Annotated in this window: 18 protein-coding genes; 9 read left to right on the forward strand and 9 right to left on the reverse strand. The window is 68.7% G+C overall.

All coding sequences use genetic code 11. The features are described from left to right. Both EJ913_RS27470 and EJ913_RS27475 read right to left on the reverse strand, forming a co-directional pair. Nucleotides 1–1,619 (reverse strand): pyruvate formate lyase family protein (locus tag EJ913_RS27470; protein WP_127003968.1); only part of this gene is annotated, 1,619 nt, incomplete at its 3' end. Between the two features lie 176 nt (nucleotides 1,620–1,795). Next, nucleotides 1,796–3,613: a carbon starvation CstA family protein gene (locus tag EJ913_RS27475; protein WP_127003970.1), complete on the reverse strand. Its 1,818-nt coding sequence runs from the start codon at nucleotides 3,611–3,613 to the stop codon at nucleotides 1,796–1,798. A 254-nt stretch (nucleotides 3,614–3,867) separates the two neighbouring features. Here EJ913_RS27475 and EJ913_RS27480 point away from each other — a divergent pair, with 254 nt between their 5' ends. After that, nucleotides 3,868–4,365 (forward strand): BLUF domain-containing protein, encoded by a 498-nt coding sequence (locus tag EJ913_RS27480; protein ID WP_127003972.1) that lies wholly within the window; start codon nucleotides 3,868–3,870, stop codon nucleotides 4,363–4,365. Between the two features lie 13 nt (nucleotides 4,366–4,378). On the opposite strand, the gene btsR is transcribed toward EJ913_RS27480, so the two are convergent. The 4 genes from btsR to EJ913_RS27500 all read right to left on the reverse strand — a co-directional run bounded on the left by btsR (nucleotide 4,379) and on the right by EJ913_RS27500 (nucleotide 8,984). After that, nucleotides 4,379–5,095 (reverse strand): two-component system response regulator BtsR, encoded by a 717-nt coding sequence (gene btsR, locus EJ913_RS27485; RefSeq protein WP_127003974.1) that lies wholly within the window; start codon nucleotides 5,093–5,095, stop codon nucleotides 4,379–4,381. Nucleotides 5,096–5,108: 13 nt separating this feature from the next. After that, a complete protein-coding gene (locus EJ913_RS27490; protein ID WP_127003976.1) occupies nucleotides 5,109–6,818 on the reverse strand; it encodes a sensor histidine kinase in 1,710 nt (569 codons plus the stop codon). Between the two features lie 102 nt (nucleotides 6,819–6,920). After that, complete coding sequence (locus EJ913_RS27495) at nucleotides 6,921–7,745, reverse strand: aldo/keto reductase (protein ID WP_127003978.1); 825 nt, start codon at nucleotides 7,743–7,745, stop codon at nucleotides 6,921–6,923. A 45-nt stretch (nucleotides 7,746–7,790) separates the two neighbouring features. Next, entirely contained in the window at nucleotides 7,791–8,984 is a 1,194-nt protein-coding gene (locus EJ913_RS27500) for an MFS transporter (protein ID WP_127003980.1), read from the reverse strand. Between the two features lie 105 nt (nucleotides 8,985–9,089). Between EJ913_RS27500 and EJ913_RS27505 the strand changes: the two genes are divergently transcribed. The 3 genes from EJ913_RS27505 (at nucleotide 9,090) to EJ913_RS27515 (ending at nucleotide 12,734) form a co-directional block, all read left to right on the forward strand. After that, nucleotides 9,090–9,989 (forward strand): LysR family transcriptional regulator, encoded by a 900-nt coding sequence (locus tag EJ913_RS27505; protein ID WP_127003982.1) that lies wholly within the window; start codon nucleotides 9,090–9,092, stop codon nucleotides 9,987–9,989. 76 nt (nucleotides 9,990–10,065) lie between these two features. Beyond that, nucleotides 10,066–11,382 (forward strand): ABC transporter substrate-binding protein, encoded by a 1,317-nt coding sequence (locus tag EJ913_RS27510; RefSeq protein WP_127003984.1) that lies wholly within the window; start codon nucleotides 10,066–10,068, stop codon nucleotides 11,380–11,382. Next, nucleotides 11,379–12,734, forward strand: coding sequence for a di-heme oxidoreductase family protein (locus tag EJ913_RS27515; protein WP_127003986.1), 1,356 nt, complete (start codon nucleotides 11,379–11,381; stop codon nucleotides 12,732–12,734). The genes EJ913_RS27510 and EJ913_RS27515 overlap by 4 nt, the downstream gene beginning before the upstream one ends. Here the strand turns inward: EJ913_RS27515 and EJ913_RS27520 are convergent, their stop codons facing one another. After that, on the reverse strand, nucleotides 12,735–14,711 hold the full coding sequence (locus tag EJ913_RS27520; RefSeq protein WP_127003988.1) for an acyltransferase family protein: 1,977 nt from the start codon (nucleotides 14,709–14,711) through the stop codon (nucleotides 12,735–12,737). It abuts the gene before it with no gap. Between the two features lie 307 nt (nucleotides 14,712–15,018). On the opposite strand from EJ913_RS27520, the gene EJ913_RS27525 reads away from it, so the two are divergent. Continuing rightward, nucleotides 15,019–16,356, forward strand: a complete 1,338-nt coding sequence (locus tag EJ913_RS27525; protein ID WP_127003990.1) for an ATP-binding cassette domain-containing protein — start codon at nucleotides 15,019–15,021, stop codon at nucleotides 16,354–16,356. 50 nt (nucleotides 16,357–16,406) lie between these two features. On the opposite strand, the gene EJ913_RS27530 is transcribed toward EJ913_RS27525, so the two are convergent. Together EJ913_RS27530 and EJ913_RS27535 are read right to left on the reverse strand one after the other, a co-directional pair. Continuing rightward, nucleotides 16,407–16,943 (reverse strand): GNAT family N-acetyltransferase, encoded by a 537-nt coding sequence (locus EJ913_RS27530; RefSeq protein ID WP_238520225.1) that lies wholly within the window; start codon nucleotides 16,941–16,943, stop codon nucleotides 16,407–16,409. Nucleotides 16,944–16,954: 11 nt separating this feature from the next. Further along, nucleotides 16,955–18,127 carry a M20 aminoacylase family protein gene (locus EJ913_RS27535; RefSeq protein ID WP_127003994.1) on the reverse strand — a complete coding sequence of 391 codons (1,173 nt, stop codon included), beginning with the start codon at nucleotides 18,125–18,127 and terminating at the stop codon, nucleotides 16,955–16,957. A 296-nt stretch (nucleotides 18,128–18,423) separates the two neighbouring features. On the opposite strand from EJ913_RS27535, the gene EJ913_RS27540 reads away from it, so the two are divergent. The 4 genes from EJ913_RS27540 to EJ913_RS27555 all read left to right on the forward strand — a co-directional run bounded on the left by EJ913_RS27540 (nucleotide 18,424) and on the right by EJ913_RS27555 (nucleotide 22,600). Further along, nucleotides 18,424–20,421 carry a TonB-dependent receptor plug domain-containing protein gene (locus EJ913_RS27540; RefSeq protein ID WP_185909968.1) on the forward strand — a complete coding sequence of 666 codons (1,998 nt, stop codon included), beginning with the start codon at nucleotides 18,424–18,426 and terminating at the stop codon, nucleotides 20,419–20,421. Between the two features lie 239 nt (nucleotides 20,422–20,660). Next, nucleotides 20,661–20,891 (forward strand): hypothetical protein, encoded by a 231-nt coding sequence (locus EJ913_RS27545; protein ID WP_127003998.1) that lies wholly within the window; start codon nucleotides 20,661–20,663, stop codon nucleotides 20,889–20,891. 25 nt (nucleotides 20,892–20,916) lie between these two features. Next, nucleotides 20,917–21,528: a malonic semialdehyde reductase gene (locus EJ913_RS27550; RefSeq protein WP_127004000.1), complete on the forward strand. Its 612-nt coding sequence runs from the start codon at nucleotides 20,917–20,919 to the stop codon at nucleotides 21,526–21,528. Between the two features lie 43 nt (nucleotides 21,529–21,571). After that, entirely contained in the window at nucleotides 21,572–22,600 is a 1,029-nt protein-coding gene (locus EJ913_RS27555) for an ABC transporter substrate-binding protein (RefSeq protein WP_127004002.1), read from the forward strand. The last annotated feature ends 17 nt before the right edge of the window (nucleotides 22,601–22,617 follow it).

Genomic DNA, 22,617 nt, shown 5'->3' on the forward strand with positions numbered 1-22,617 from the left:
GCCACGACGCTGAGGCCGGCGATGCCGCAGGCCATGGTGCGCAGCACGTCGCGGTCGTGCAGCGCCATCTCCAGCCGTTCGTACATGTACTTGTCGTGCATGTAGTGGATGGCGTTCAGCGTGTTCATGTACGCCTTGGCCAGCCACTCCATCATCGGCAGCAGCCGCGCTACCACCTCGTCGTATTTCAGCACGTCGCCGGTGACCGGCGCGAAGGCCGGGCCGATCTGCTCGCCGGAGATCTCGTCCCTGCCGCCGTTGATGGCGTAGAGCATCGTCTTGGCGAGGTTGGCGCGCGCGCCGAAGAACTGCATCTGCTTGCCGATGCGCATCGCCGACACGCAGCAGGCGATGCCGTAGTCGTCGCCCCAGTAGGGGCGCATCAGGTCGTCGCTCTCGTACTGCACCGAGCAGGTCTTGATCGAGGTCTCGGCGCAGAAGCGCTTGAAACCTTCGGGCAGTTGTTCGGACCACAGCACGGTCAGGTTCGGCTCGGGCGCGGGACCCAGGTTGTGCAGCGTGTTCAGCATGCGGAAGTTGTTCTTGGTGACCAGCGTGCGGCCGTCGAGCGCCATACCGCCCAGGCATTCGGTGACCCAGGTCGGGTCGCCCGAGAACAGCTGGTCGTATTCGGGGGTGCGCAGGAAGCGCACCAGACGCAGCTTGACGACGAACTGGTCGATCAGCTCCTGCGCTTCTTCTTCGGTGAGAAGACCCTCCTTGAGGTCGCGCTCGACGTAGACGTCGAGGAAGCTGGAGACGCGGCCGATGGACATGGCGGCGCCGTTGGCCTCCTTGACCGCCGCCAGATAGGCGAGGTAGGTCCACTGCACCGCCTCGCGCGCGCTGCCGGCCGGACGGGTCACGTCGAAGCCGTAGCTCCGCGCCATGGTGACCAACTCCTCCAGCGCGCGGATCTGCTCAGTCAACTCCTCGCGCAGGCGCAGGGTCTCCTCGTCGACGCGGTCGACCTCCAGGGATTTGAGCTGGTCGGTCTTGTCGGCGATCAGGAAGGTCGCGCCGTAGAGGGCGAGGCGGCGGTAGTCGCCGATGATGCGGCCGCGCCCATAGCTGTCGGGCAGGCCGGTGATGACGCCGGATTTCCGGCAGCGCAGCATCTCGTCGGTGTAGACGTCGAAGACGCCGTCGTTGTGGGTCTTGCGCAGCCGGGGAAACACCTCCTCCAGCTTGGGCGAGGGGGTGAAGCCGTAGGCCTCCAACCCGTTCTTCACCGTGCGCCAGCCGCCGAACGGCATGATCGCGCGCTTCAGCGGCTTGTCGGTCTGCAGGCCGACGATCAGTTCCAGGTCGCGGTCGATGTAGCCGGGGCCATGCGCGGCGATGGAGGACACCAGCTCGGTGTCGGCGTCGAGCACCCCGCCCTTGGCCGCGCGCTCCTTCTTCAGCAGCTCGGCGACGGTGGCCCACAGGGCCTTGGTGCGGCCGGTCGGGCCGGCGAGGAAGGCAGCGTCGCCCTCGTAGGGGTGGACGTTGCGCAGGATGAAATCGCGGACGTTGACCTCGTGCCGCCACGCCCCGCCGGCGAAGCCTCGCCAGGGATGGGGCGCCGGCGTTCCGGCCAGCGAGGCGACAGCCGATTCCGTCAACAGAGTGTCCATGATCGTGACTTTCCGATTGAGGCAGACGATCGGGCGTTGCAGCGTGATCTGGGGTCAGGATGCGCCTTCGCCCAGAGGCGGGCATTGACTTAGGACATTTTCATGCGTCGTTTGTGTGCGTTCGTTTCCCTGGCCCCGCCCTCCGATGGGAGAGGCGGGGGAGGGAAACCGGGGGGTCATTCCGCCGCGGTGGCGACGAAGCCGGTGGGGGTGCCGGGCTTGGTGGAAATGCCGTCCAGCAGCTCCTTCCACTTGCGCAGGGCGGCGATCATGATCACCACGCCCAGCGCCAGCATGATGATCGAGATGCCGGCGTTGAAGACGTTGTAGCCCTTGGCGAGCGGGTTCAGGTAGACGTTGGCGATCATCCAGTAGCCGGCGTAGTTCACCGTGACGAACAGGTAAGCCAGCGGGATCAGGCAGGTCAGCATGTAGGAGCGCTTCTGCGACAGGCGCAGGATGATGGTGGCGCCGATGATCAGGCCGATGGAGGCCATCAGCTGGTTCGACACCCCGAACAGCGCCCAGACCGAGTTGATGTCGCCCGAGGTCAGCAGGTAGCCCCAGGCGGCGCAGGCCACGACGCTGGCGCCGATCGAGCCGGGGACCCATTCCAGCCGCTTCAGGGGAGCGTAGACGTCGCCGCCCAGATCCTGGATCAGATAGCGGGCGACGCGGGTGCCGCTGTCCACGGCGGTCAGGATGAACACCGCCTCGAACATCACGACGAACTGGAAGAAGTAGGAGGCGAGGCTGCCGAACCAGGGAATGCGCGTGAAGATCTCGGTCATGCCGACCGCCAGCGTCACGGCGCCGCCCGTGCGGCCGTAGAGGTCGAGGCCGATCTCCTGGCTGAGGCGGGGCAGGTCGACGACGTTCATGCCGAGCGCGGCGAAGGCGGCGGGGGCGGAGTTGATGGCGAAGTAGTCGGCCGGGTGCAGCGAGGTGGCGGCGATCAGCGCCATGACGCCGACCATGCATTCGGCCAGCATGCCGCCGAAGGCCACGGGACGGATGTCGCTCCACTTGTCGATCAGCTTGGGCGTGGTGCCCGACCCGATGAAGGCGTGGAAGCCGGAGATGGCGCCGCAGGCGATGGTGATCGAGATGAACGGCCACACCGGACCGGACAGCACCGGACCGCCGCCATGGATGAAGTCGGTCAAGGCGGGAAAGCGGATTTCCGGGTTGATGAAGACGACGCCGACGATCAGCGCGCCGAACACGCCGATCTTCATGAAGCTCGACAGATAGCCGCGCGGGGTCAGCAGCATCCACACCGGCAGGGCGGTGGCGAAGAAGGCGTAGATCGGCAGGGCGATGGCCACGGTTTCCGCGTGCAGCGTCAGCCAGTCGCCCAGCATCGTGCCCTGGATGTAGGGGCCGGCGAGGACGGAGGCGGCGATGGCGGCGATGCCGACGTTGGTGGCGCCCTTGGAACTGCCGGTGACGCGCTCATAGAGGCCGAGGGCCATGGCGATGGGGATCGTCATGAACACCGCGAAGGTGCCCCAGGCGTTGCGTTCCAGCGCGTGGACGACGACCATCGACAGGCCGGCCATGGTGATGGTGATGATGAACAGCATCGCCAGACCGGTGCACCAGCCGGCGACCGGCCCGAGTTCGGATTTGGCGACCTCGGACAGCGATTTGCCCTGGTGCTTCATCGAGGCGAACAGGACGACCGTGTCGTGCACGGCACCGCCGACGACGCAGCCGATCAGCAGCCACAGGAAGCTCGGCAGGTAACCGAACTGGGCGGCGAGCACCGGGCCGACCAGCGGACCGGCGGCGGCGATGGCGGCGAAATGCTGGCCGGCGGTCACCCATTTCTTGGTGGGGACGTAGTTCCGGCCGTCCTCCAGCGTGTGGGAGGGGGTGACCTCCGAATCGTCGGCGCGCAGCACCTTGCGCACGAAGAACACGCCGTAGAAGCGGTAACAGATGGTGAGAACGCACAATGTCGCGATCACAAAGGTTATGGCGTGATCCATGACGGCTCTCCTTGGAAAGGACGTGCCGCCACTGTAGGAGCGGGATCGCGCGCCGTGGGGTGATGTCCCCGGAGCGGCGTCATGGTGGGGCGAGCGGTCGGAAACGGGGGGCGAGCGGTGGCCGGTCTTCATAGGACGCCCCCCGCTATGGCCGAAGCACGCTTGGCCCAGGCGGTCCTGACCAAAGCTCAATGGCGCCTGGAGCACCTCCGATGCCATGCTCGTATCAGGCGAATGGAGAAGAGAGGCACCCCATGCTGACGCTTGTGTACCGGAGCGACGCGGCGGTCCTGCTGCCGCATTCGACCCTGTCGGATCTGTGCTTCCAGAGCGCCGCCAAGAATCGCCGGTTGGGCATCACCGGTTTCCTGGTGGAGCATGAGGGGACCTTCCTTCAGGTCCTGGAGGGGGAACCGCGCGACGTGGAGCGCCTGTTCGACCGGATCGTCACCGACGGCCGTCACCAGAACGTGTCGATCCTGAGCCACGAGATCAGCCGGGACGAGCGGACTTTCGGATTCTGGTCGATGAATTTCGGGCCTCTGAGCGACCCGGATTTCTGGACCGGCGAGTTCGCGGATTTTCGGGGACGGAAGGAGTTTCGGATCAAGTCCCATTCGGCGAATTTTGCCCTGCGGGTCCTGACCCGCGCCTACACCCACGCCTGCATTCTGACCGATGCCGACCCGGTGATCGGCGATTACGTGCGCGGGAAACGGCCGGTCCTCGCCGGACAGCCCGAACCCGTGTGAGGCGGCGTCCGGCTCACCCGATTCCCAGCCGCTCCTTCAACGGTCCGAGGAAGCGGCGGCTGACCGGGATGGTCTGGCCGCCCAACGTCAGGATCTCGGCCAGACCGTTGTCGATCAGGCGGATCTCCTTGATGCGGTCGGCGTTGACCAGATACTGCCGATGGCAGCGGAACAGCGGCGTGCGCTCCTGGAGGGTGTGCAGGGTCAGCTCGGTGAAGCGCTCCTGCCCGTCGGCGGCCAGCACGAAGATGCCGCTGGCCTTGGACACCACGCACTCGACCTCTTCCAGCTTCAGCAGCACGATGCGGTTCAGGCCGCTGCACGGGATCTGCCGCAGCGGCGCCTGCTCGCGCAGTGGGCCGGTGTCCTGGGGCGCGCGGTCGCGGCGCAGGTAGCCCAGCGTCTTGTCCAGCCGGGCGGGGTCCACCGGTTTCAGCAGATAGTCGAAGGCGTGCTCCTCGAAGGCCTGCACCGCGTATTCGTCGTGCGCGGTCAGGAAGACGATGCGCGGCATGCGTTCGGGGTCGAGCATGCTCAGCATCTCCAGCCCGCTGACTCGCGGCATCTGGATGTCGAGGAACACCACGTCGGGGGCCTGCCGGTTGATGGCGCCGATGGCCTCGATGGCGTTGGCGCATTCGCCGATGACGGCGAGGCCGGGCCGTTCCTCCAGCAGGCGGCGCAGTTCCTCGCGGGCCAGCGGCTCGTCGTCGACGATCAGGATCTTCATCAGGCGGTCTTCGTCATGCGGCGGTGTCCCGAAGCATGGCGCCTTCCAGCGGCAGGCGCAACGTCACGCGGGTGGACACGTCCGGCTCGCAGGCCAGCTCGACCCCATAGCCGTCGCCGTGGCGGTTCTTCACCCGGCGGTCCACGATGGTCATGCCCAGCCCGTCGCCGGCCGGCTTCTCCTCGTAGAGGCCGGCGTTGTCCTCGACCGACAGCAGGAGGGCGTTGCCGTCCCGCGCGGCGGCGATCCGCACATGACCGGCGCCCAGAAGCTGCGAGGTGCCGTGCTTGATGGCGTTCTCCACCAGCGGCTGGAGCGAGAAGGCCGGCAGCCGGGCGTGGCGCAGCGCGTCGGGCACGTCGATGTCCACCGTCAGCCGGCCGACGAAGCGGGCCAGCTCGATCTGGAGATAGGCGTTCACATGCTCGATCTCGTCGGCCAGGGTGGCGTCGCCGCTGGGGCGTTTCAGATTCTTACGGAAGAAGGTGGAGAGGTTCTGCACCAGCTGGCGGGCGCGCTCCGGGTCGTTGCGGATCACCGCCGACAGGGTGTTCAGCGCGTTGAACAGGAAATGCGGGTTGACCTGCGCGTGCAGCAGCTTGATCTCCGACTGGGCGAGCAGTGCCTTCTGCTGCTCGTAGCGCCCGGCCAGGATCTGGTTGGACAACAGCCGGGCGATGCCCTCGCCCAGCGTGCGGTTGATGGTGGAGAACAGCTTGGTCTTCGGCTCGTAGAGCTTGATGGTGCCGATGACGCGGTCCTCCTCGCCGACCAGCGGGATCACCAGCGACGACCCCAGCCGGCACTGCGGGTGGATCGAGCACTGGTAGGCGACCTCGTTGCCGTCGGCGTAGATCACCTGGTTCTCCGCGATGGCCCGGTGGGTCAGCGGCGAGGTGATGGGCGTGCCCGGCCGGTGGTGGTCATCGCCGACGCCGATGAAGGCCAGCAGCTTGTCGCGGTCGGTGATGGCGACGGCGCCGACGCCGGTCTCCTCGTAGATGACGCGGGCGACACGGGTGCTGTTCTCCTGGTTGAAGCCGCCGCGCAGCATGCCGTCGGCCTTGGCGGCGATGGTCAGGGCCTTGGCGGAAAAGGCGCTGGACTGCTTGTCGATCAAGGCGCGGCGGTCCATCAGGATGCGCATGAACAGCGCGGCGCCCACCGTGTTGGCGACGATCATCGGGGCCGCCACCACCTGCACCAGATGCAGCGCCGCGTCGAAGGGCCGGGCCACCGCCAGGATGATGAGCATCTGCACGATTTCGGCGAAGAGCGTGACGAGACCGACATGCCAGGGATCGAACAGCGAATCGATCCGGCCGCGCCGGACCATCCAGCGGTGCATCAGCCCGCCGATCAGCCCCTCCGCCACGGTGGAGATGGCGCAGGCCAGCGCCGACAGCCCGCCCAGCGAGTAGCGGTGCAAGCCCCCCGTCAACCCCACCGCGACGCCGACCGACGGTCCGCCGAGGATGCCGCCCAGCACGGCACCGATGGCGCGGGTGTTGGCGATGGAATCGTCCACCTGCAGCCCGAAATACGTCCCCATGATGCAGAACATCGAGAAGATCAGGAAGCAGGCCAGCTTGTGCGGCCAACGGACCGTCACGTGCATCACCGGCAGGAACAGCGGCGTCCGGCTGAGCAGATAGGCGATCACCAGATAGACGCACATCTGCTGGAGCAGCAGAAGAACGAGGCTGAAGGGCTCGATGAGCATGGGCGGAGTTCCGGAGCGGCGGCCGCTGCCCCAGATCTAAGCCCCTCGCCGTGTGGGGGCAAGACGCCATCGATCCGGGCAGCGTTGCGCCTTCCGGACGGATCAGTCCCAGGCGGGGGCCAGACCCTGCGGGCTGACGATGCGCCCCTTCGGCTCGGCCAGGGCGTGGATCGCCGCCATCTCCCCGGCCGACAGTTCGAAGTCGAAGACGGCAAGGTTCTCGGCGGCGCGGGTCTCGCCGACCGTCTTGGACAGGGCGACGACGCCGTCCTGCTGGATCAGCCAGCGCAGCACGACCTGCGCCACGCTCTTGCCGTGGCGGGCGCCGATGCCGGCCAGAACCTTGTCCGTCAGCACTTTGCCGTCCGCCATCGCGTAATAGGCGGTCACCGACAGCCCGGCCTTGCGGGCGGCGTCGAGCACCGGCTTCTGGCTGAGATAAGGATGGTATTCGACCTGGTTGGTGACCAGAGGCGAGTCGCTGAGGCGCGCCGCCTCGGCCATCAGCGCGGTGCTGAAGTTGCTGACGCCGATGTGGCGGACCTTGCCGGCCGCGCGCACCGCGTTCAGCGCGCCGATCTGTTCGGCCAGCGGCACCGCCTCGTTCGGCCAGTGCAGCAGCAGAAGGTCCACGTGGTCGGTTCGCAGCTTGGCGAGGCTGTCGTCGACCGAGCGCAGGAAGTCGTCGTGCCGGTACTTGTCCACCCAGACCTTGGTGGTCAGGAAGACCTCGCCGCGCGGCACGCCGGAGTTGGCGATGCCCTCGCCGACCTCGGCCTCGTTGCCGTAGATCTGGGCGGTGTCGATGTGGCGGTAGCCGAGCTTCAGGACATGCGGGACCATCCGCAGGGTGTCGGCCTTGTCCACGCGGAAGGTGCCGAAGCCGAGCGCCGGAATGGCGGCGCCGTTGGCGGTGACGGTGTGCATCGTGAACTCCTTCGAAAGCGCAGAATTATGCAGATGGGAAAGGGATCAGGCCGGCTGCAAGGCTTGGGCGTCGCGTCGGGCCTCGCGGCGATCAAGCGCCCCGCTGAGCAGGGTCAGCCCCAGCCCGCCGAGGACGAACAGCCCACCCACCCAAGGTGTGGCGCCGAGCCCCAGAGGGGAAGCCACCACCCGACCGCCGAAGAAGGCCCCGGCGGCGATTCCCAGGTTGAAGGCGGCGATGTTGAGGGCCGAGGCGACGTCGACCGCCCCCGGCGCGTGGCGCTGCGCCAGCTGCACGACGTAGAGCTGGAGGCCCGGCACGTTGGCGAAGGCCAGCGCGCCCATGGCGGCCAGCGTGACCAGCGCCGGGATCTTGGCGTCGGCGGTGAAGGCGAAGACGAACAGCACGAGGGACTGCAGGGCGAACAGCCAAGCCAGCGCGCGGACCGGGTCGCGGTTGGCCAGCTTGCCGCCGACGACGTTGCCGACCGCGATGGCGGCGCCGTAGAGCACCAGCACGAGGCTGACGGTGCTGTTGGAGAAGCCGGTGATGGTCTCCAAGATCGGCGCCAGATAGGTGAAGGCGACGAAGGTGCCGCCATAGCCGAGCGCCGTGATGGCGAAGGCCAGCAGCAGGCGCGGCTTGCCCAGCACGCGGATCTGGTCGCCGATCCCGGCGGCGGGGGGCTGGCTCAGCCGGCGCGGCACCAGCGCCGCGACGCCCAGGCCGCCGATCACGCCCAGCAGCGACACCGCCAGGAAGGTGGCGCGCCAGCCGAAATGCTGGCCGATCCAGGTGCCCATCGGCACGCCGGTGACGATGGCGATGGTCAGGCCGGAGAACATCATGGCGATGGCCGACGCCCGCTTGTCTTCCGGCACCAGATCGGCGGCGATGGTGGCGCCGACCGAGAAGAAGACGCCGTGCGCGAACGCGCTCAGCACACGGGCGACCAGCAGGATCTCGTAGTTGGGGCTGACTCCGGCCAGCAGGTTGCCGGCGACGAAGACGCCCATCAGGCCGAGCAGCAGCGGCTTGCGCCGCAGCCGTCCGGTGAGCGCGGTCAGCACCGGCGCGCCGACGGTGACGCCGAGCGCGTAGACGCTGACGATCATGCCGGCCAGCGGCAGGCTGATGGACAGGTCGTCGGCGACGGTGGGCAGGAGCCCGACGATCACGAACTCGGTGGTTCCGATCGCGTAGGCGCTGATGGCGAGCGCCAGCAAGGCGAGGGGCATGGACGTGACTCCAAAAGATGTGGCCCCAGAGATGCCCCGTGAACGGCTTTGGCGGAATGCCCCGCCGGTTCGTATCATTGTGTCATTGAATGACAAGGTGACGCCATGAGCGATCCTCGGGCCTGGGAAATGAAGGTCTTCCTGCGGGTGGCGGCGCTGGGCAGCTTCAGCGCCGCCAGCGCCGATGTCGGGATGACGCCGTCGGCCACGGCCAAGCTGATCAGTCGCATCGAGGCGCGGCTGGGCGTCCGGCTGATCGAGCGCAGCACCCGCCGCCTGCGCCTGACCGACGAGGGCGAGCTGTACCGCGAGCGGGCGGAGATCCTGTTGGGCGACCTCGACGCCTTCGACGCGGAGATCGCCGGCGGTGCCCGCAGCCCGACCGGGGTGATCCGCATCAACGTCTCGGTGCCGTTCGGGCGGCATTGCGTGCTGCCGCTGCTGCCGGACTTCGCGCGGGCCTACCCCGACATCCGGCTCGACCTGACGCTGACCGACGAGGTGGTCGATCTCCAGGCGGCGCAGGCCGACATTGCGTTCCGCACCGGGCGGCTGCCGGATTCGACGCTGCTGGCGATCCGGCTGGGCGACGTGCGGCGGCGCATCGTCGCCTCGCCCGACTATCTGGCGCGCAAGGGCGTTCCCCGCTCCGCCGCCGATCTGGAGCGGCACGATTGCCTGGGCTTCAACTTCCGCCGGGCGGCGGCGGTGTGGCCGCTGAAGACGGGCGGACGGCTGATCGACCGCGAGGTCCACAGCCGCATCGACGCCAACAACGGCGAGACCGTGCGCCATCTGGCGCTGTTGGGGTTGGGATTGGCCCGGCTGGCCGAGTTCCACGTCCGGGAGGACATCGCAGCCGGGCGGCTGGTCACCGTGCTGGACGACGCCATGGTGGACAGCGAGGAGTTCCACGCCATCCACATCGGGCGCGGGCGCACGCCCCGACGGGTGCGGGCCTTCCTCGACTTCTCGACGCCGCGCCTGCGGGCGATGCTTCTGTAGCTTGCCGTTGTATCTCAAGAGGTATAATGTCTTTCGCTATATCAAAACAGATACAGCCAAGGACGGCCCTTTCGCTATGCGCCCAATCCTCTGCCTTGCCGCCTCGCTGTTCGGATCCGCCCTGTTCCTGGCTCCGGGGGCGGGATGGGCGCTGGAGGACCGGGTGGTGGTGATGACCAGCTACCCGGACGATCTGGTTCAACGCTTCGAGCAGGCCTTCGAGCGCGCCAACCCCGGCACCGATCTGCAGATCGTCTGGAAACCGGCGCGCGACGCCGCCGTGGAGTTGAGCAAGCCCGACCAGGGCGGCATCGACGTCTATTGGACGCCGTCGCTCGGCAGCTTCCCCCGGATGCGCGACGCCGGGGCCTTCCGCCCGCTGGCGGTGGACCGCGCCGTCCTGCCGGGCGCCGTGGACGGCCAGTTCGTGTCCGACCGCCAGGGCTTCTTCGAGGCGTTCGAGGTCGCCGGCTACGGTTTCATCCTCAACCCGGCGAATCTGGCCAAGCACGGCGTCCCGCAGCCGTCGACGTGGCGCGATCTGGCGGCGACGCGCTGGGGCGGACGGCTGGCGCTGCCCATCGCCGGGCAGGTCGGCTTTTCCGGGGCGCTCTACGACGTGCTGCTCCAGGCGGAGGGTTGGGAGGCCGGCTGGGCGTTGCTGGCCGAGGCGGCGGCCGACGCGACCCTGATCGGCGGCGGCGGGCAGGTCAGCGAGAGCGTGATCGACGGCCACGCCGACGTCGCCCTGACCGTGGACTTCTTCGCGCGCAGCGCCATCGCCAACGGCCATCCGGTGACGCTGGTCTATCCGCCGCGCACCGCCTTCCTGCCGGCCCAGGTCGCGATCACCAAATCCGCGCCGCACCCGGACGCGGCGCGCGCCTTCGTCGACTTCGCGCTGTCGGCGCCGGGGCAGACGCTGCTGTTCCACCCCGACATCCGCCGCTACCCGGTGCGGCCCGACGTCTACGCCCAGGCGCCGGCCGGAACGGTCAATCCCTTCCAGCGGGCCGGTGCGGAAGCCTACGCCTACGACATGGAAAAGGGGCTTGGCCGCCACGGCCTGATCGCCGAGCTGTTCGATGCCCTGATCGTTCGCGACCACGACCGGCTGAAGACCCTGTGGGGTGCCATCCACGCCGCCGAGACCGCCCTGGCCGCCAAGCCGGATCCCGAGCGCGCCGCGCGTCTGGCGCGGGCGCGGGCGCTCGCCGGCTTCGTGCCGGTCGGTGGGGCCGACGTGGACCGGATCGCCGCCGTCTTTTACCAACGCCGCGCCAACACCAACCCGGACGAGCGCGCGGTCTTCCAAAAGGAGTGGGAGACTTGCGTCGCCGCCGCCCACGCCGAAGCGCTGGATCTGGCGCGCCAAGCCCTGCCGACGCCATGAGGCGCGCGTTTCTTCTCGTCGCCGCGCTGCTGACGGTCGCGACACCCCTGTGGGCCGACGACGGGGTGACGGTGAACATCCAGGGGCGCGACGCCTTTTCCCGCCCCCTGCCGGCGCTCGATCCGGCGCGGCGGGCGGCGTTCCAGACCGGGCGGTCGCTGTTCCAGCAGGTGTGGACGGTCGGCCCCTCGGAGGTGCGCTCCGATCTGGACGGCCTCGGCCCTCTGTTCAACCGGCAATCCTGCATCGCCTGCCACGCCAAGAGCGGGCGCGGCGAACCACCGGAAGGGGAGGGCGATTCCATGCGCTCCACCCTGGTGCGGCTGTCGGTGCCCGGTGGAAAGCCGGGCAGCGCGCCCGAACCGCACCCGGTCTACGGCGATCAGTTCAACCCGGACGGCATTCCCGGTGTGCCGGGGGAGGGGCGGGCGACGCTCGTCTGGTCCGATCGGATCGAGCGTCTGGATGATGGCACCGTCGTAAACCTGCGGACTCCGTCGCTGCTGCTGCGCGATCTCGCCTACGGACCGCTGGGGGCGGGGGTGATGACCTCGGTGCGGATGGCGCCGCCGGTCATCGGACTCGGCCTGCTGGAGGCGGTGCCGGAGGCCGATCTGCTGGCGCGCGCCGATCCGGACGACCGCGACGGCGACGGGGTGCGCGGGCGCCCCAACTGGGTGTGGGACACGGCGCGCGGGGCCTTCGGGCTCGGACGCTTCGGGCTGAAGGCCAACCAGCCCAGCCTGCGCCAGCAGAACGCCGGGGCCTTCAACGGCGATCTCGGGCTGACCTCTTCGCTGTTTCCGGGTCATGGCTGCACAGCGTCGCAGGCCGCCTGCCAAGCGGCGGCGGCGGGGGAGGGCGGGCCGGAGCTGTCCGACGCGCAGCTGGATGCGGTGACGCTCTACACCCAGGCCCTTGCGGTGCCGGCGCGGCGCAACGCCGACGATCCGCTGGTGCGGGTGGGGGAGGGGCTGTTCGCCGCCATCGGCTGCGCCGCCTGCCACACGCCGACCCTGCGCACCGGCCCGTTTCCGGCCCTGCCGGAGCTGGCCTCGCGCGAGATCCACCCCTACACCGACCTGCTGCTGCACGATCTGGGCGAGGGGCTGGCGGACGGGCGGCCGGATTTCCACGCGACGGGCCGGCAATGGCGGACCCCGCCGCTGTGGGGCTTGGGCCTGACGGCGGCGGTGGCCGACCGTGCCGCCTATCTGCACGACGGCCGCGCCCGCAGCCCACTGGAGGCGATCCTGTGGCATGGCGGCGAGGCGGAACCGGCCGGCGCTGCGGTGCGGCGCATGCCCTCGCTGAACCGCAAGGCGCTGCTGGCCTTCCTCGACTCCCTTTAGCTATTGCCGGACGATCGTCCCGCTTTCCGCGACGAGGTTGCCCTCAAGAAAGGACGCGATGGGGCCCTTGGCAAACTCAAAATTGTCGCGCGAGGGGTGGTTGTTGTCGAAGTAGATGGGCAGACCGTTGTGTTCGTAGGGGCAGACGTCGCCTTGGCAGATCGTTTTCCACAGCGACAGGCGGGAGCGGATGTGGGAGGCGTTCTTCTGGACCGTGCGGAAGAAGGCTTCGTTCCGCTGCTGGAACTCGGCAAGGCTGAACGGCTGATCGACCGGGCGTTTCCAGGCGACGCTCGCCGCCATGGCGCGCGGGGCGAAATGGCGGGCGCCCGGCAGGGGATCGGTCAGGTGGATGTTGACACCGGCGGCATCCAGCGCCGTCAGCGTGCGGGTGATGCCATCGTCGAGGATGGCCTCCCGCGACCGCCCGCTCGTGGCGGTGGGGTCGAGGTCGATCTGGTCCGTGTCGTGATAGTAGCCGGTCCAGTAGGCGGTGATCACCACGTTCTTGATCTTGTTCTTCGCGATCAGGGCCTTGACGCTCTCGTTGAAGCCGTAGCACGGCTCCGGGTAGCCGACGCGCTGCAACCCGAACAGCGGGACGCAGCCGTGATAGGCCGCGACGATGGCCTTCTTGCCGATGGAGCGGAACACATCGTCGTAGACGTCCTGCGTCGCCGCGGCGTGCGAATCCCCCCAGAACAGCCAAACATCCTTGTCGGCGTCGGGCACGTCCTTGGCGCCGATGACGCAGAGCCGCCCAGCGTCGACGTCGGCCGGCTTGCGGTCGTGGCAGGCCGGCAGGAAGGCGTAGCGGTTGGTGCTGTAAGCGTCCAGCTCCACCACGCGCGGGTCGTAGCGACCGCCCCAGCCCTGGGTCAGGGTTCCATAGGCGCCGAAAGCGGCGAACAGGGCCATGGCGACACCGGCATGGGCGAAGGCGCGCCGCCCGCCCAGCAGTCCTTGCGCGTGGCGGAAGGGCTTTTCCACGAAACGCCAGGACAGCACCGCCAAGCCGAAGGTCGCGGCCAGCAGAAGCGCGACCCGCGCGCCGTCCATTTCCCCAAAGCTGTAGTAATTGGTAAAGACGATCAGCGGCCAGTGCCACAGGTAGAGCGAATAGGAAATCGCCCCGACGAAGACGATAGGCGCCAGCGACAGCAGCCGTCCAACGACGGTCCCCATTCCGCCGGTGTGGATCAGCAGCGCTGCCCCAAGGCAGGGATACAGGGCGTTCAGGCCGGGGAAGGCGGTGGCGCTGGTGAAGCTCGCCACGCTCCAACCGATCAGCCCCAACCCCAGCAGGCCGCCGGCCTCGTTCGCCATCCGGCTGCGGAAGGCCGGCACCGCGCCGAGCGCCAGCAGCGAGCCCAGCAGCAATTCCCAGGCGCGGGTCGGGATCAGGTAGAAGGCGATGTCCGGCTTGCGCGTCACCAGCCAGACGCTGAGCCCGAAGGACAACGCGGCGGCCAGCGCCAGCACCGGGATCCAGCGACCCTTCAGATAGCGGTGCAGCAGCAGCATGGAGACGGGCAGGACGACATAGAACTGCTCCTCCACCGACAGCGACCATGTGTGCAGCAGCGGTTGCAGCTCCGCCGCCTCGCTGAAATAGCCGGACTGGCGCCAGAAGAAGATGTTGGAGACGGAGAACAGCGCCGAGAGCAGGCTCTGCGAATAGAGCCGGAAATCGTTCGGCAGCAGAATCAGCGACGCGGCGGCCGAACTGAACAGCAGCATGGCGACCAGCGCCGGCAGCAGGCGGCGGATGCGCCGTTCGTAAAACTCGGCGATCGAGAAACGCCCTTCCCGGATGTCCGCCGCGATCAGCGCGGTGATGAGATAGCCGGAAATGACGAAGAACACGTCGACGCCGATGAATCCCCCGCTGAACGCGCCGATGCCGGCGTGAAACAGGACAACGGGTATCACGGCCACCGCACGGAGGCCGTCGATGTCGGGTCTGTAGCGCATCATTCCCTCTGATCCCTGGATCGTGACGCTTCCCGTCCGGCCGTCCTTCCGCCGAAGACGTGCTCCATCAGATAGCGACGATCGTCTTTCCAGTGTGCACCGCAGTGGAGGCAGCGCTTGCGCTGGGAGGGGGTAGCGCCTTGGGGCCAACCCGGTCACGCTGGACCCATAACGCCAAGGGATGGTCAATTCGCGATTCACTCCAAAGAGCGGTTGGCAAATGACGGCATCTTGTGCGTCGATCAACGTCGCTGTATTTTATTGGATATAATGCGTTTCCCATTCGGGGGCGGGGCACGGAGAGACAGCGATGAAGCCACCCATCGTCATCGTGGGCGACGGAGCGTCGTGGTTGCGGCTGGGGCGCGTCCACCTGACCGCCGGGCAATGCGGGCTGATCACCGGGCCGACGGGGACCGGCAAGACCAGCGTGCTGCAGGCACTCGCCGGGTTGCCGGGATGGAACGGGCGGCGGTTGACGGTCGATGGCGGCATCGCGGTGCCGCGCGGAACCCAGCGCCCCATCGCCTTCGTGCCCCAGCTCCCCGATGTGCCGCTGCGCAGCGGCCGGGTCGGGGAGGCGATGGCCGCCGGGCTGCGCGGGCTGTTCCTGCCGGTCGGGACAGCGGCGGCGCGGACCGACGCCGCCCTGGACGAGGTCGGGCTGGCCGGCACCGCCGCGCGCCTTGTGGAAACCCTGTCGATGGGCGAAAGGCACCGGCTGGCGCTTGCCGCCGCGCTGGTGGGGGAGCCGGCGGTGCTGCTGCTCGACGAGCCCTTCGCCCCGCTGGACGCGGACGGGGTCCAGGCGCTGCGCGGCATCATCCGCCGCCGCCTGGAAAGGGGGCGCATCCTGCTAATCAGCGAACACCGGCCCGAACGCCTGCGGGGATTGCCGGCGATCCACCTCCACATGCCGGCCCCGGACGCCGTCCTTCCACAGCCGCCCCAGGACACCCCGGCCCTCGGGAACGGTGAGGCGGAGGAAAGGCCGGCGGTCCTGCGCGCCGAAGGGCTGCGGCTGGCGCGCGACGGCGGCCGCCCGCTGTTCGACCGTCTCGCGATGACCGTGCCGGCGGGGCGGCGAATTCATCTCAGCGGCGTCAACGGGGCCGGGAAAAGCACCTTGCTGCGCTGCCTGATCGGGGCGGAGCCGGTGTCGGACGGGACCGTCACCGTCACCGACCTGCGCAACCCGAGCCCGCGCGACCTGCCGGGCCGCGTCGGCTTCCTGCCCCAGGACCCGCCCCGCCATTTCTTCACCGAGACGGTCCGCATGGAGATCGGCTTTTCCCTGACCCGCGCGGGGCTGCGCCCGCCCGACCGCGAGGAGCGGGTGGAGCGGGTTATGGAGCGCTTCGGCCTGACCCCGCTCGCCGAGCGGGCGCCGCAGAGCCTCAGCGTCGGCGAGCGCCAACTGGTGGCCCTGGCCGGTCTGGTGGCGGGGCAGCCCCGGCTGTTCCTGCTGGACGAGCCGTTGAGCGGGCTCGACCCGCAACGCGCCGCCCACGCCTTGACGGTGCTGGCCGAGGCGGCGCGGCGGGACGGATCGGCCGTTCTGCTGGCGACCCACGGCGCGTTGCCGACCATCGGCTGGGCGGACCGCAGCCTGCGGCTGGACGGGGGGCGGCTGCACGCCGTGGCGTGAACCGCCGCCCCCCGCGATGCGACGTCGCATAAGGGGAGGAGGAGCCGCCGTTACCGGCGCGCGCGCCACTCCTCGCGGGTCTGGCCCCAGATCTCGATGGGTGCCGTGTCGAAGGGAACCGGCAGGCACCCCGGACCACGCGGGCGGGAACCCAGACGCCGCGCCACCGCCTGCGACGGGGCGTTGTCCGGGTCGATGGAGTGGATGACCTCGGTCCAGCCCAGCGTGTCGAAGGCCCAGTCGATGGCCGCCGCCGCCCCCTCCGTCGCGTAGCCCTTGCCCCAGGCCGCCCGCGCGAGGCCCCAGCCGACTTCCGGTCCCGGCCAGCCTTCCGGCATCCAGGGGCCGAGCCGCCCGACCCACAGCCCCGTCGTCTTCTCGATCACCGAGAACATGCCGAAGCCCTGCATCGACCACGCCCCGGCCATGACCAGGAAATCCCGCCACGCCTGCGGCCGGGCCTGGGGGCCGCCGACGAAGCGGGTCGCCTCGGCGTCGCCCCTCCAGGCGGCCCAGGCGTCGAAATCCTCCGCGCGGGTCGGACGCAGGATCAGACGCCCGGTTTCCAGCACCGGCCCGCTTGTCACGCCCTCCGCCATCACGCCGCCTTCGGCATCAGCGTCTCGGCCAGCCGCACCCAATAGCTGAGGCCGATGGGCAGCACCGCGTCGTTGAAGTCGTAGTGCGGGCTGTGCAGGTTGCGCCCGCCGTCCGACGGGCCGGCGCCGATCCAGACATAGGAGCCGGGACGCTTCTGCAGCATGAAGGCGAAGTCCTCGGCGCCCATGCTGGGCATCGGGTCGAGGTCGACGGCGCTCTCGCCGACGACGCGGACGGCGACCTGCCGGGCGATCTCGGTCTCGGCCGCGCTGTTGACGGTGGCGGGGTAGCGGCGCTCGTAGCGCAGGCTGGCCTCCACCCCGTAGGCCTTGGCGATGGCGGTCGCCAGTTCGCCCATGCGGCGCTCCATCAAATCCTGCACCTCGCCCCGGAAGGTGCGGACGGTCCCGCGCAGCACGGCGGTGGCCGGCAGCACGTTCCAGGTGTCGCCGGCGTGGAACTGGGTGACGCTGACCACCGCCGCATCCACCGGATGGACGTTTCGGGCCGGGATGGTCTGGAAGGCCGCGACGATCTGGCTGCCGACCAGGATGGTGTCGGTGCCCAGATTCGGCATGGCGGCGTGGGTGCCGCGCCCGGTCAGGGTCAGCTCGAACACGTCGTAGGCGGCCATGATCGGTCCGGGCCGCAGCGCGATGCGGCCGACGTCCAGACCCGGCCAGTTGTGCATGCCGAAGATCCGCTCGACGGGGAAGCGGTCGAACAGCCCCTCCTCCACCATCACCCGGCCGCCGCCGTCGTTCTCCTCGGCGGGCTGGAAGACGAAGGCGATGGAGCCCTGGAAGTTCGGCTTCTCCGACAGATGACGGGCGGCGCCCAGCAGCATCGCCGTGTGCCCGTCATGCCCGCAGGCGTGCATCCGGCCCGGATTGCGCGAACGGTAGGGGAGGTTGGTTTCCTCTTGGATGTGCAGCGCGTCCATGTCGGCGCGGAAGGCGACCGACGGCCCCTCGCCGTTGCGCAGGATGCCGACCACGCCGGTCTTGGCCAGCCCGCGATGCACCTCCAGCCCGAAGGAGGTCAGCTTTTCCGCGACGAAGTCGCTGGTCCGCACCTCCTCGAAGGCGGTTTCCGGATGGGCGTGCAGGTCGTGCCGCCACGCCGTCACATCGGCCGTCAGCCCATCGATTCCCGCCACCGTCTCGACCATGATCCCCGTTCCTTCCGTTCCGCCGGCCTCCTCGCCGGCACGCGTGGGCGATCTTGCCCATGATGCGCACGCCTGCAAAAGGGCTTTGTGGCGGTTCCGCCTCGGAACGCTGTGTTTTTCATCCTGCAGTATGCATGGGCTTTTGACAGGGCACGAACATACGATGTATCGATACGGACATATCGTTGGGCGGCCGGCCGGGGGCGGAGTGACGGGCTGCCAATGCGGTGGATCGCGATACGGTCGTTCAAGGGGATGAGATGCGTAATTCCTGTGTGTATATGACGTGTTCGGTCGTGGCGTTGCTCTCGGGCGGGGCTGGGGCGGCGGAGTCGCCGTCCAGCGTCTTCACGCTGGGCCAGATCAACGTGTCGGCCCAGACGGGCGGGCAACCCATCGGCGGCGCCAGCCTGTCGGCCGAGGAGATCCTAACCTTCAACAAGCCGACCCTCGACCAAGCCCTGGATCTCGTCCCCGGCGTCGTGTCGTCCACGACCGGCGGGCAGCGCAACGAGCGGCTGGTCTATGTGCGTGGATTCGACCGCTTCCAGATTCCGCTGTCGCTGGACGGCGTCCGCGTCTATCTGCCCGCCGACAACCGGCTGGATTTCGGCCGTTTCCTGACCCCCGACCTGTCGGAAATCCAGGTGTCGAAGGGCTACGCCTCGGTGCTGGACGGGCCGGGCGCCATGGGCGGCGCCATCAACCTCGTCACCCGCAAGCCGACCCGCGAGTTCGAGGGTGAGTTGCGCGCCGGCCTATCCTTCGACAACGATGCGGCGTTTGGCGGCTACACCACCTACGGGTCGGTCGGCACCCGGCAGGAGCGCTTCTATCTCCAGGCCAGCGGCACCAAGACCGAGACGACCCACACCGGCCTGCCCGACGACTTCAAGGCGGTGCCCAGCGAGAACGGCGGCAACCGCAACCAGTCGCACACCGCCGACTGGCGGGTGAACCTGAAGGCCGGATTCACGCCGAACGACACCGACGAGTACTCGGTCAATGTCCTCAAGCAGTCGGGCAGCAAGGGCGCCCCGCTGAACGTCAACGACACCACCGCCAACCAACGCTACTGGAGCTGGCCCTACTGGGATTTGCAAAGCGTCTACTGGCTGTCCAACACCAAGCTGGGGAGCGCGTCCTACGCCAAGACAAAGCTGTATTACAACACCTTCCAGAACGGGCTGTACTCCTTCGACGATCCCGGCCTGACGCGGCAGACCCTGGCTCGCTCCTTCCGCAGCTACTACGACGACAAGGCCTATGGCGGCAGCCTGGAGCTGGGCACCGATCTGATCCCGATGAACACGCTGAAGGGCGCGCTGCACGTCCGCCGCGACGACCACCGCGAATGGCAGCGCCTCTACCCCGGCAATTTCGTGGAGCCCAAGCAGCAGGCGCTGGAGGACACCTGGTCGGTCGCGCTGGAGAACAGCGTCCATGTCACCGACGCGCTCGACGTCGTGCTGGGCGTCAGCCACGACTGGCGCCGCCTGCACAAGGCGCAGGATTGGAACGGCACCGCCACCGGCTCGATGCTCGACTACAAGCGCGCCGACAGCGACGCCACGAACGGGCAGGGCGCGGTGATCCACCGCTTCTCCAAGACCGGCGAGGCGCACGCCAGCGTGTCGGCCCGCAGCCGCTTCCCCAGCCTCTTCGAGCGTTTCAGCACGCGCTTCAACGGCACCGCCTCCAACCCGGATCTGAAGCCGGAGCGGGCGATCAACTACGAGGTCGGAGCCTCGGAACGCTTCGGATCGACCCGGATCGAGGGCGCGCTGTTCCTCAGCCGCCTGCGCGACGTGATCGCCAACGCTCCCATCGTCATCAACGGCCAAGCGACGACGCAGAGCCGCAACATGGCCTCGGGCCTCTACCGGGGCTTCGAGGTCGGGGTGAGCACCAGCCTGACCCCCATGCTCGATGTCGGCGGCAACTACACACTGACGATCCGCTCGCTGTCCGACCCGGCCGTGCCGAACATGAAGGCGGTGGGCACGCCCAACCACAAGGTCTTCCTGCACGCCGACTGGCGCCCGACCGACAGTCTGACCGTCGTCCCCAGCGTCGAGGCGGCGAGCGGCCGCTACAGCCAGAGCACGTCGGGCACCGTGTTCCTGGGCAACGGCGGCTACCTTCTGGCCAATCTCCAGGCCAGCTACGCCCTGACCGCCAACGCCGAGTTGTCGGCCGGCGTGCGCAACCTGTTCGATTCCAACTACTCGCTGGCCGACGGCTTCCCGGAGCCGGGCCGGACGGCGTTCGTGACCGCGCGCTACACCTTCTGACGCCTGTCCCGTTCTGAAATCACAAAGCGCGTCTGCCAAGGGACTTTCCTCGGCAGGCGCGCTTTGTCGTTTCCGGCACACGCCCGAAATTCACAGCCCGTTCTGCGCATTATAAATCCACTTGCAAGATAGGAAATTTGAATCGATGATGAATTTGTGATGTGGATATCACAGAACAACGGAATTATTTCGCACAATCCCTAGCCCCTTGGAATCACCGGGATCGGAGGAACGACACGATGCAGCGCTCGAACGACATCGACCTGATGGTGGTGGCCTCCCTGATGCCGACGCCCGATGGGCTGCTCCTGCTGGCCGCGCTGGACGGCTGGGATCCCGCCGGGCACCGGCCCCGCCCCGCCGTCTCGAAGCCCAGCGCCGACGCCACCGGCCTCGCGCTGTTGCTGAGCGTCGCGACGCTGACCGTCGGCCTGCTGGCGCTGTTGCCGGCGATCGCCTGGGCCCCCTGACCGCAACCCGACGAAGAGCGACGCCATGCCCGACACCGCCTCGCCCCTTCATGACGATGGGGCCGCCCTCCCGGCCGCCGGCCCGCTGTTCCTCGACGCGCGCACGCCGCAATCCTGGTCCGACCGGCCGGTCCCGGCCGAGACGCTGCGCCGCCTCTACGAGCTGGCACGGCTGGCCCCTACGGCGTTCAACAGCAGCCCCGCCCGCGTGGTCTTCCTGACGACGCCCGAGGCCAAGGAACGGCTCCGCCCGGCGCTCAGCAAGGGCAACCTGCCCAAGTTGAAGGCCGGGGCCATCGCCATCGTCGCCCACGATCTGCGCTTCTTCGAGCATCTGCCCCGCCTCAGCCCGCATTACGACCCGTCGGCGCTGTTCACCGACAACCCGTCCCTCGCCGAGACCACCGCGTTCCGCAACGGCACGCTCCAGGCCGGCTACCTGATCCTGGCGGCGCGGCTGCTGGGGCTGGACGCCGGGCCGATGTCCGGCTTCGACAACGCTGCGCTGGACGCCGAGTTCTTTCCCGGCGGGCGCGTCCGCTCGAACATCCTGGTCGCGCTGGGCCACGCCGATGGCCCGCCGGCCCGTCCGCGCGCGCCGCGCCTGGACGTCGACGAGGCCGTGACCATCCTCTGATTTCCCTTCTTTTCCGATCTGTCCTCCTGGAGCCCGCCTTCCCATGACCGCGCCGTCCCTGTTCGATCCGTCCAGCCTGTCCCGCCGTTCGCTGCTGCGCGCGGGCGCCGTCGCCGCCTCTGCCGCCGCGCTCGGCGGCGTGATCCCGTCCGTGCTGGCCGCCCCCGCTCCGGCGGCGCTGAAGCCGATCCGGCTGGCCTGGAACACCGGCGCCGTCTGCGGCGCGCCCATCGTGGTCGCGCAGAAGAACGGCTTCTTCGCCAAACATGGGCTGGACGTCGAATACGTGAATTTCGCCGGCTCGACCGAACAGCTTCTGGAGGCCATCGCCACCGGCAAGGCCGACGCCGGCCACGGCATGGCGCTGCGATGGTTGAAGCCGCTGGAGCAGGGCTTCGACGTCAAGATCGCCACCGGCGTGCACGGCGGCTGCATGCGGCTGCTGACCCCCAAGGCCGGCGGCGTCACCGACATCAAGCAACTGCGCGGCAAGGTGGTGGGGATCAGCGACCTCGCCAGCCCGGCCAAGCATTTCTTCTCGATCCTGCTGGCCAAGGACGGTATCGACCCCAACACCGAGGTCGAATGGCGCGTCTACCCCGGCGACCTGCTGGGCGTCGCGGTCGACAAGGGCGAGGCGCAGGCCATCGCCCACTGGGATCCGGTCGCCTACCAGTTCCTGAAGTCGGGCAACCTCGTGGAGATCGCCAGCAACCTGTCCGGCGAATACGCCAACCGGGTCTGCTGCGTGGTCGGCGTGCGCAACACGCTGCTGCGCGACGACAAGCCGGCGGTCCAGGCGCTGGTCCGCGCCCTGCTCGAGGCGCAGGACTACAGCGCCCACAACCCGGCGGAAGCCGCCAAGGCCTATCAGGAATACGCCCCCAAGGCGAGCCTGGAGGATTTGACCGCGCAGCTCAGCAGCCACACCCACCACCACCACCCGCAGGGCAACGACATCCGTCGCGAGGTCGCGCAATACGCCGAGGCGCTGAAGTCGGTGAAGGTGTTCAAGCCGACCACCGACACCGCCAAATTCGCGGAGCGCGTCACGACCGACGTGTTCGGCTGACCGGTCCGAGGAACGGA

The organism is Azospirillum doebereinerae (assembly GCF_003989665.1).
GTDB classification, from domain to species: Bacteria; Pseudomonadota; Alphaproteobacteria; order Azospirillales; family Azospirillaceae; genus Azospirillum; species Azospirillum doebereinerae.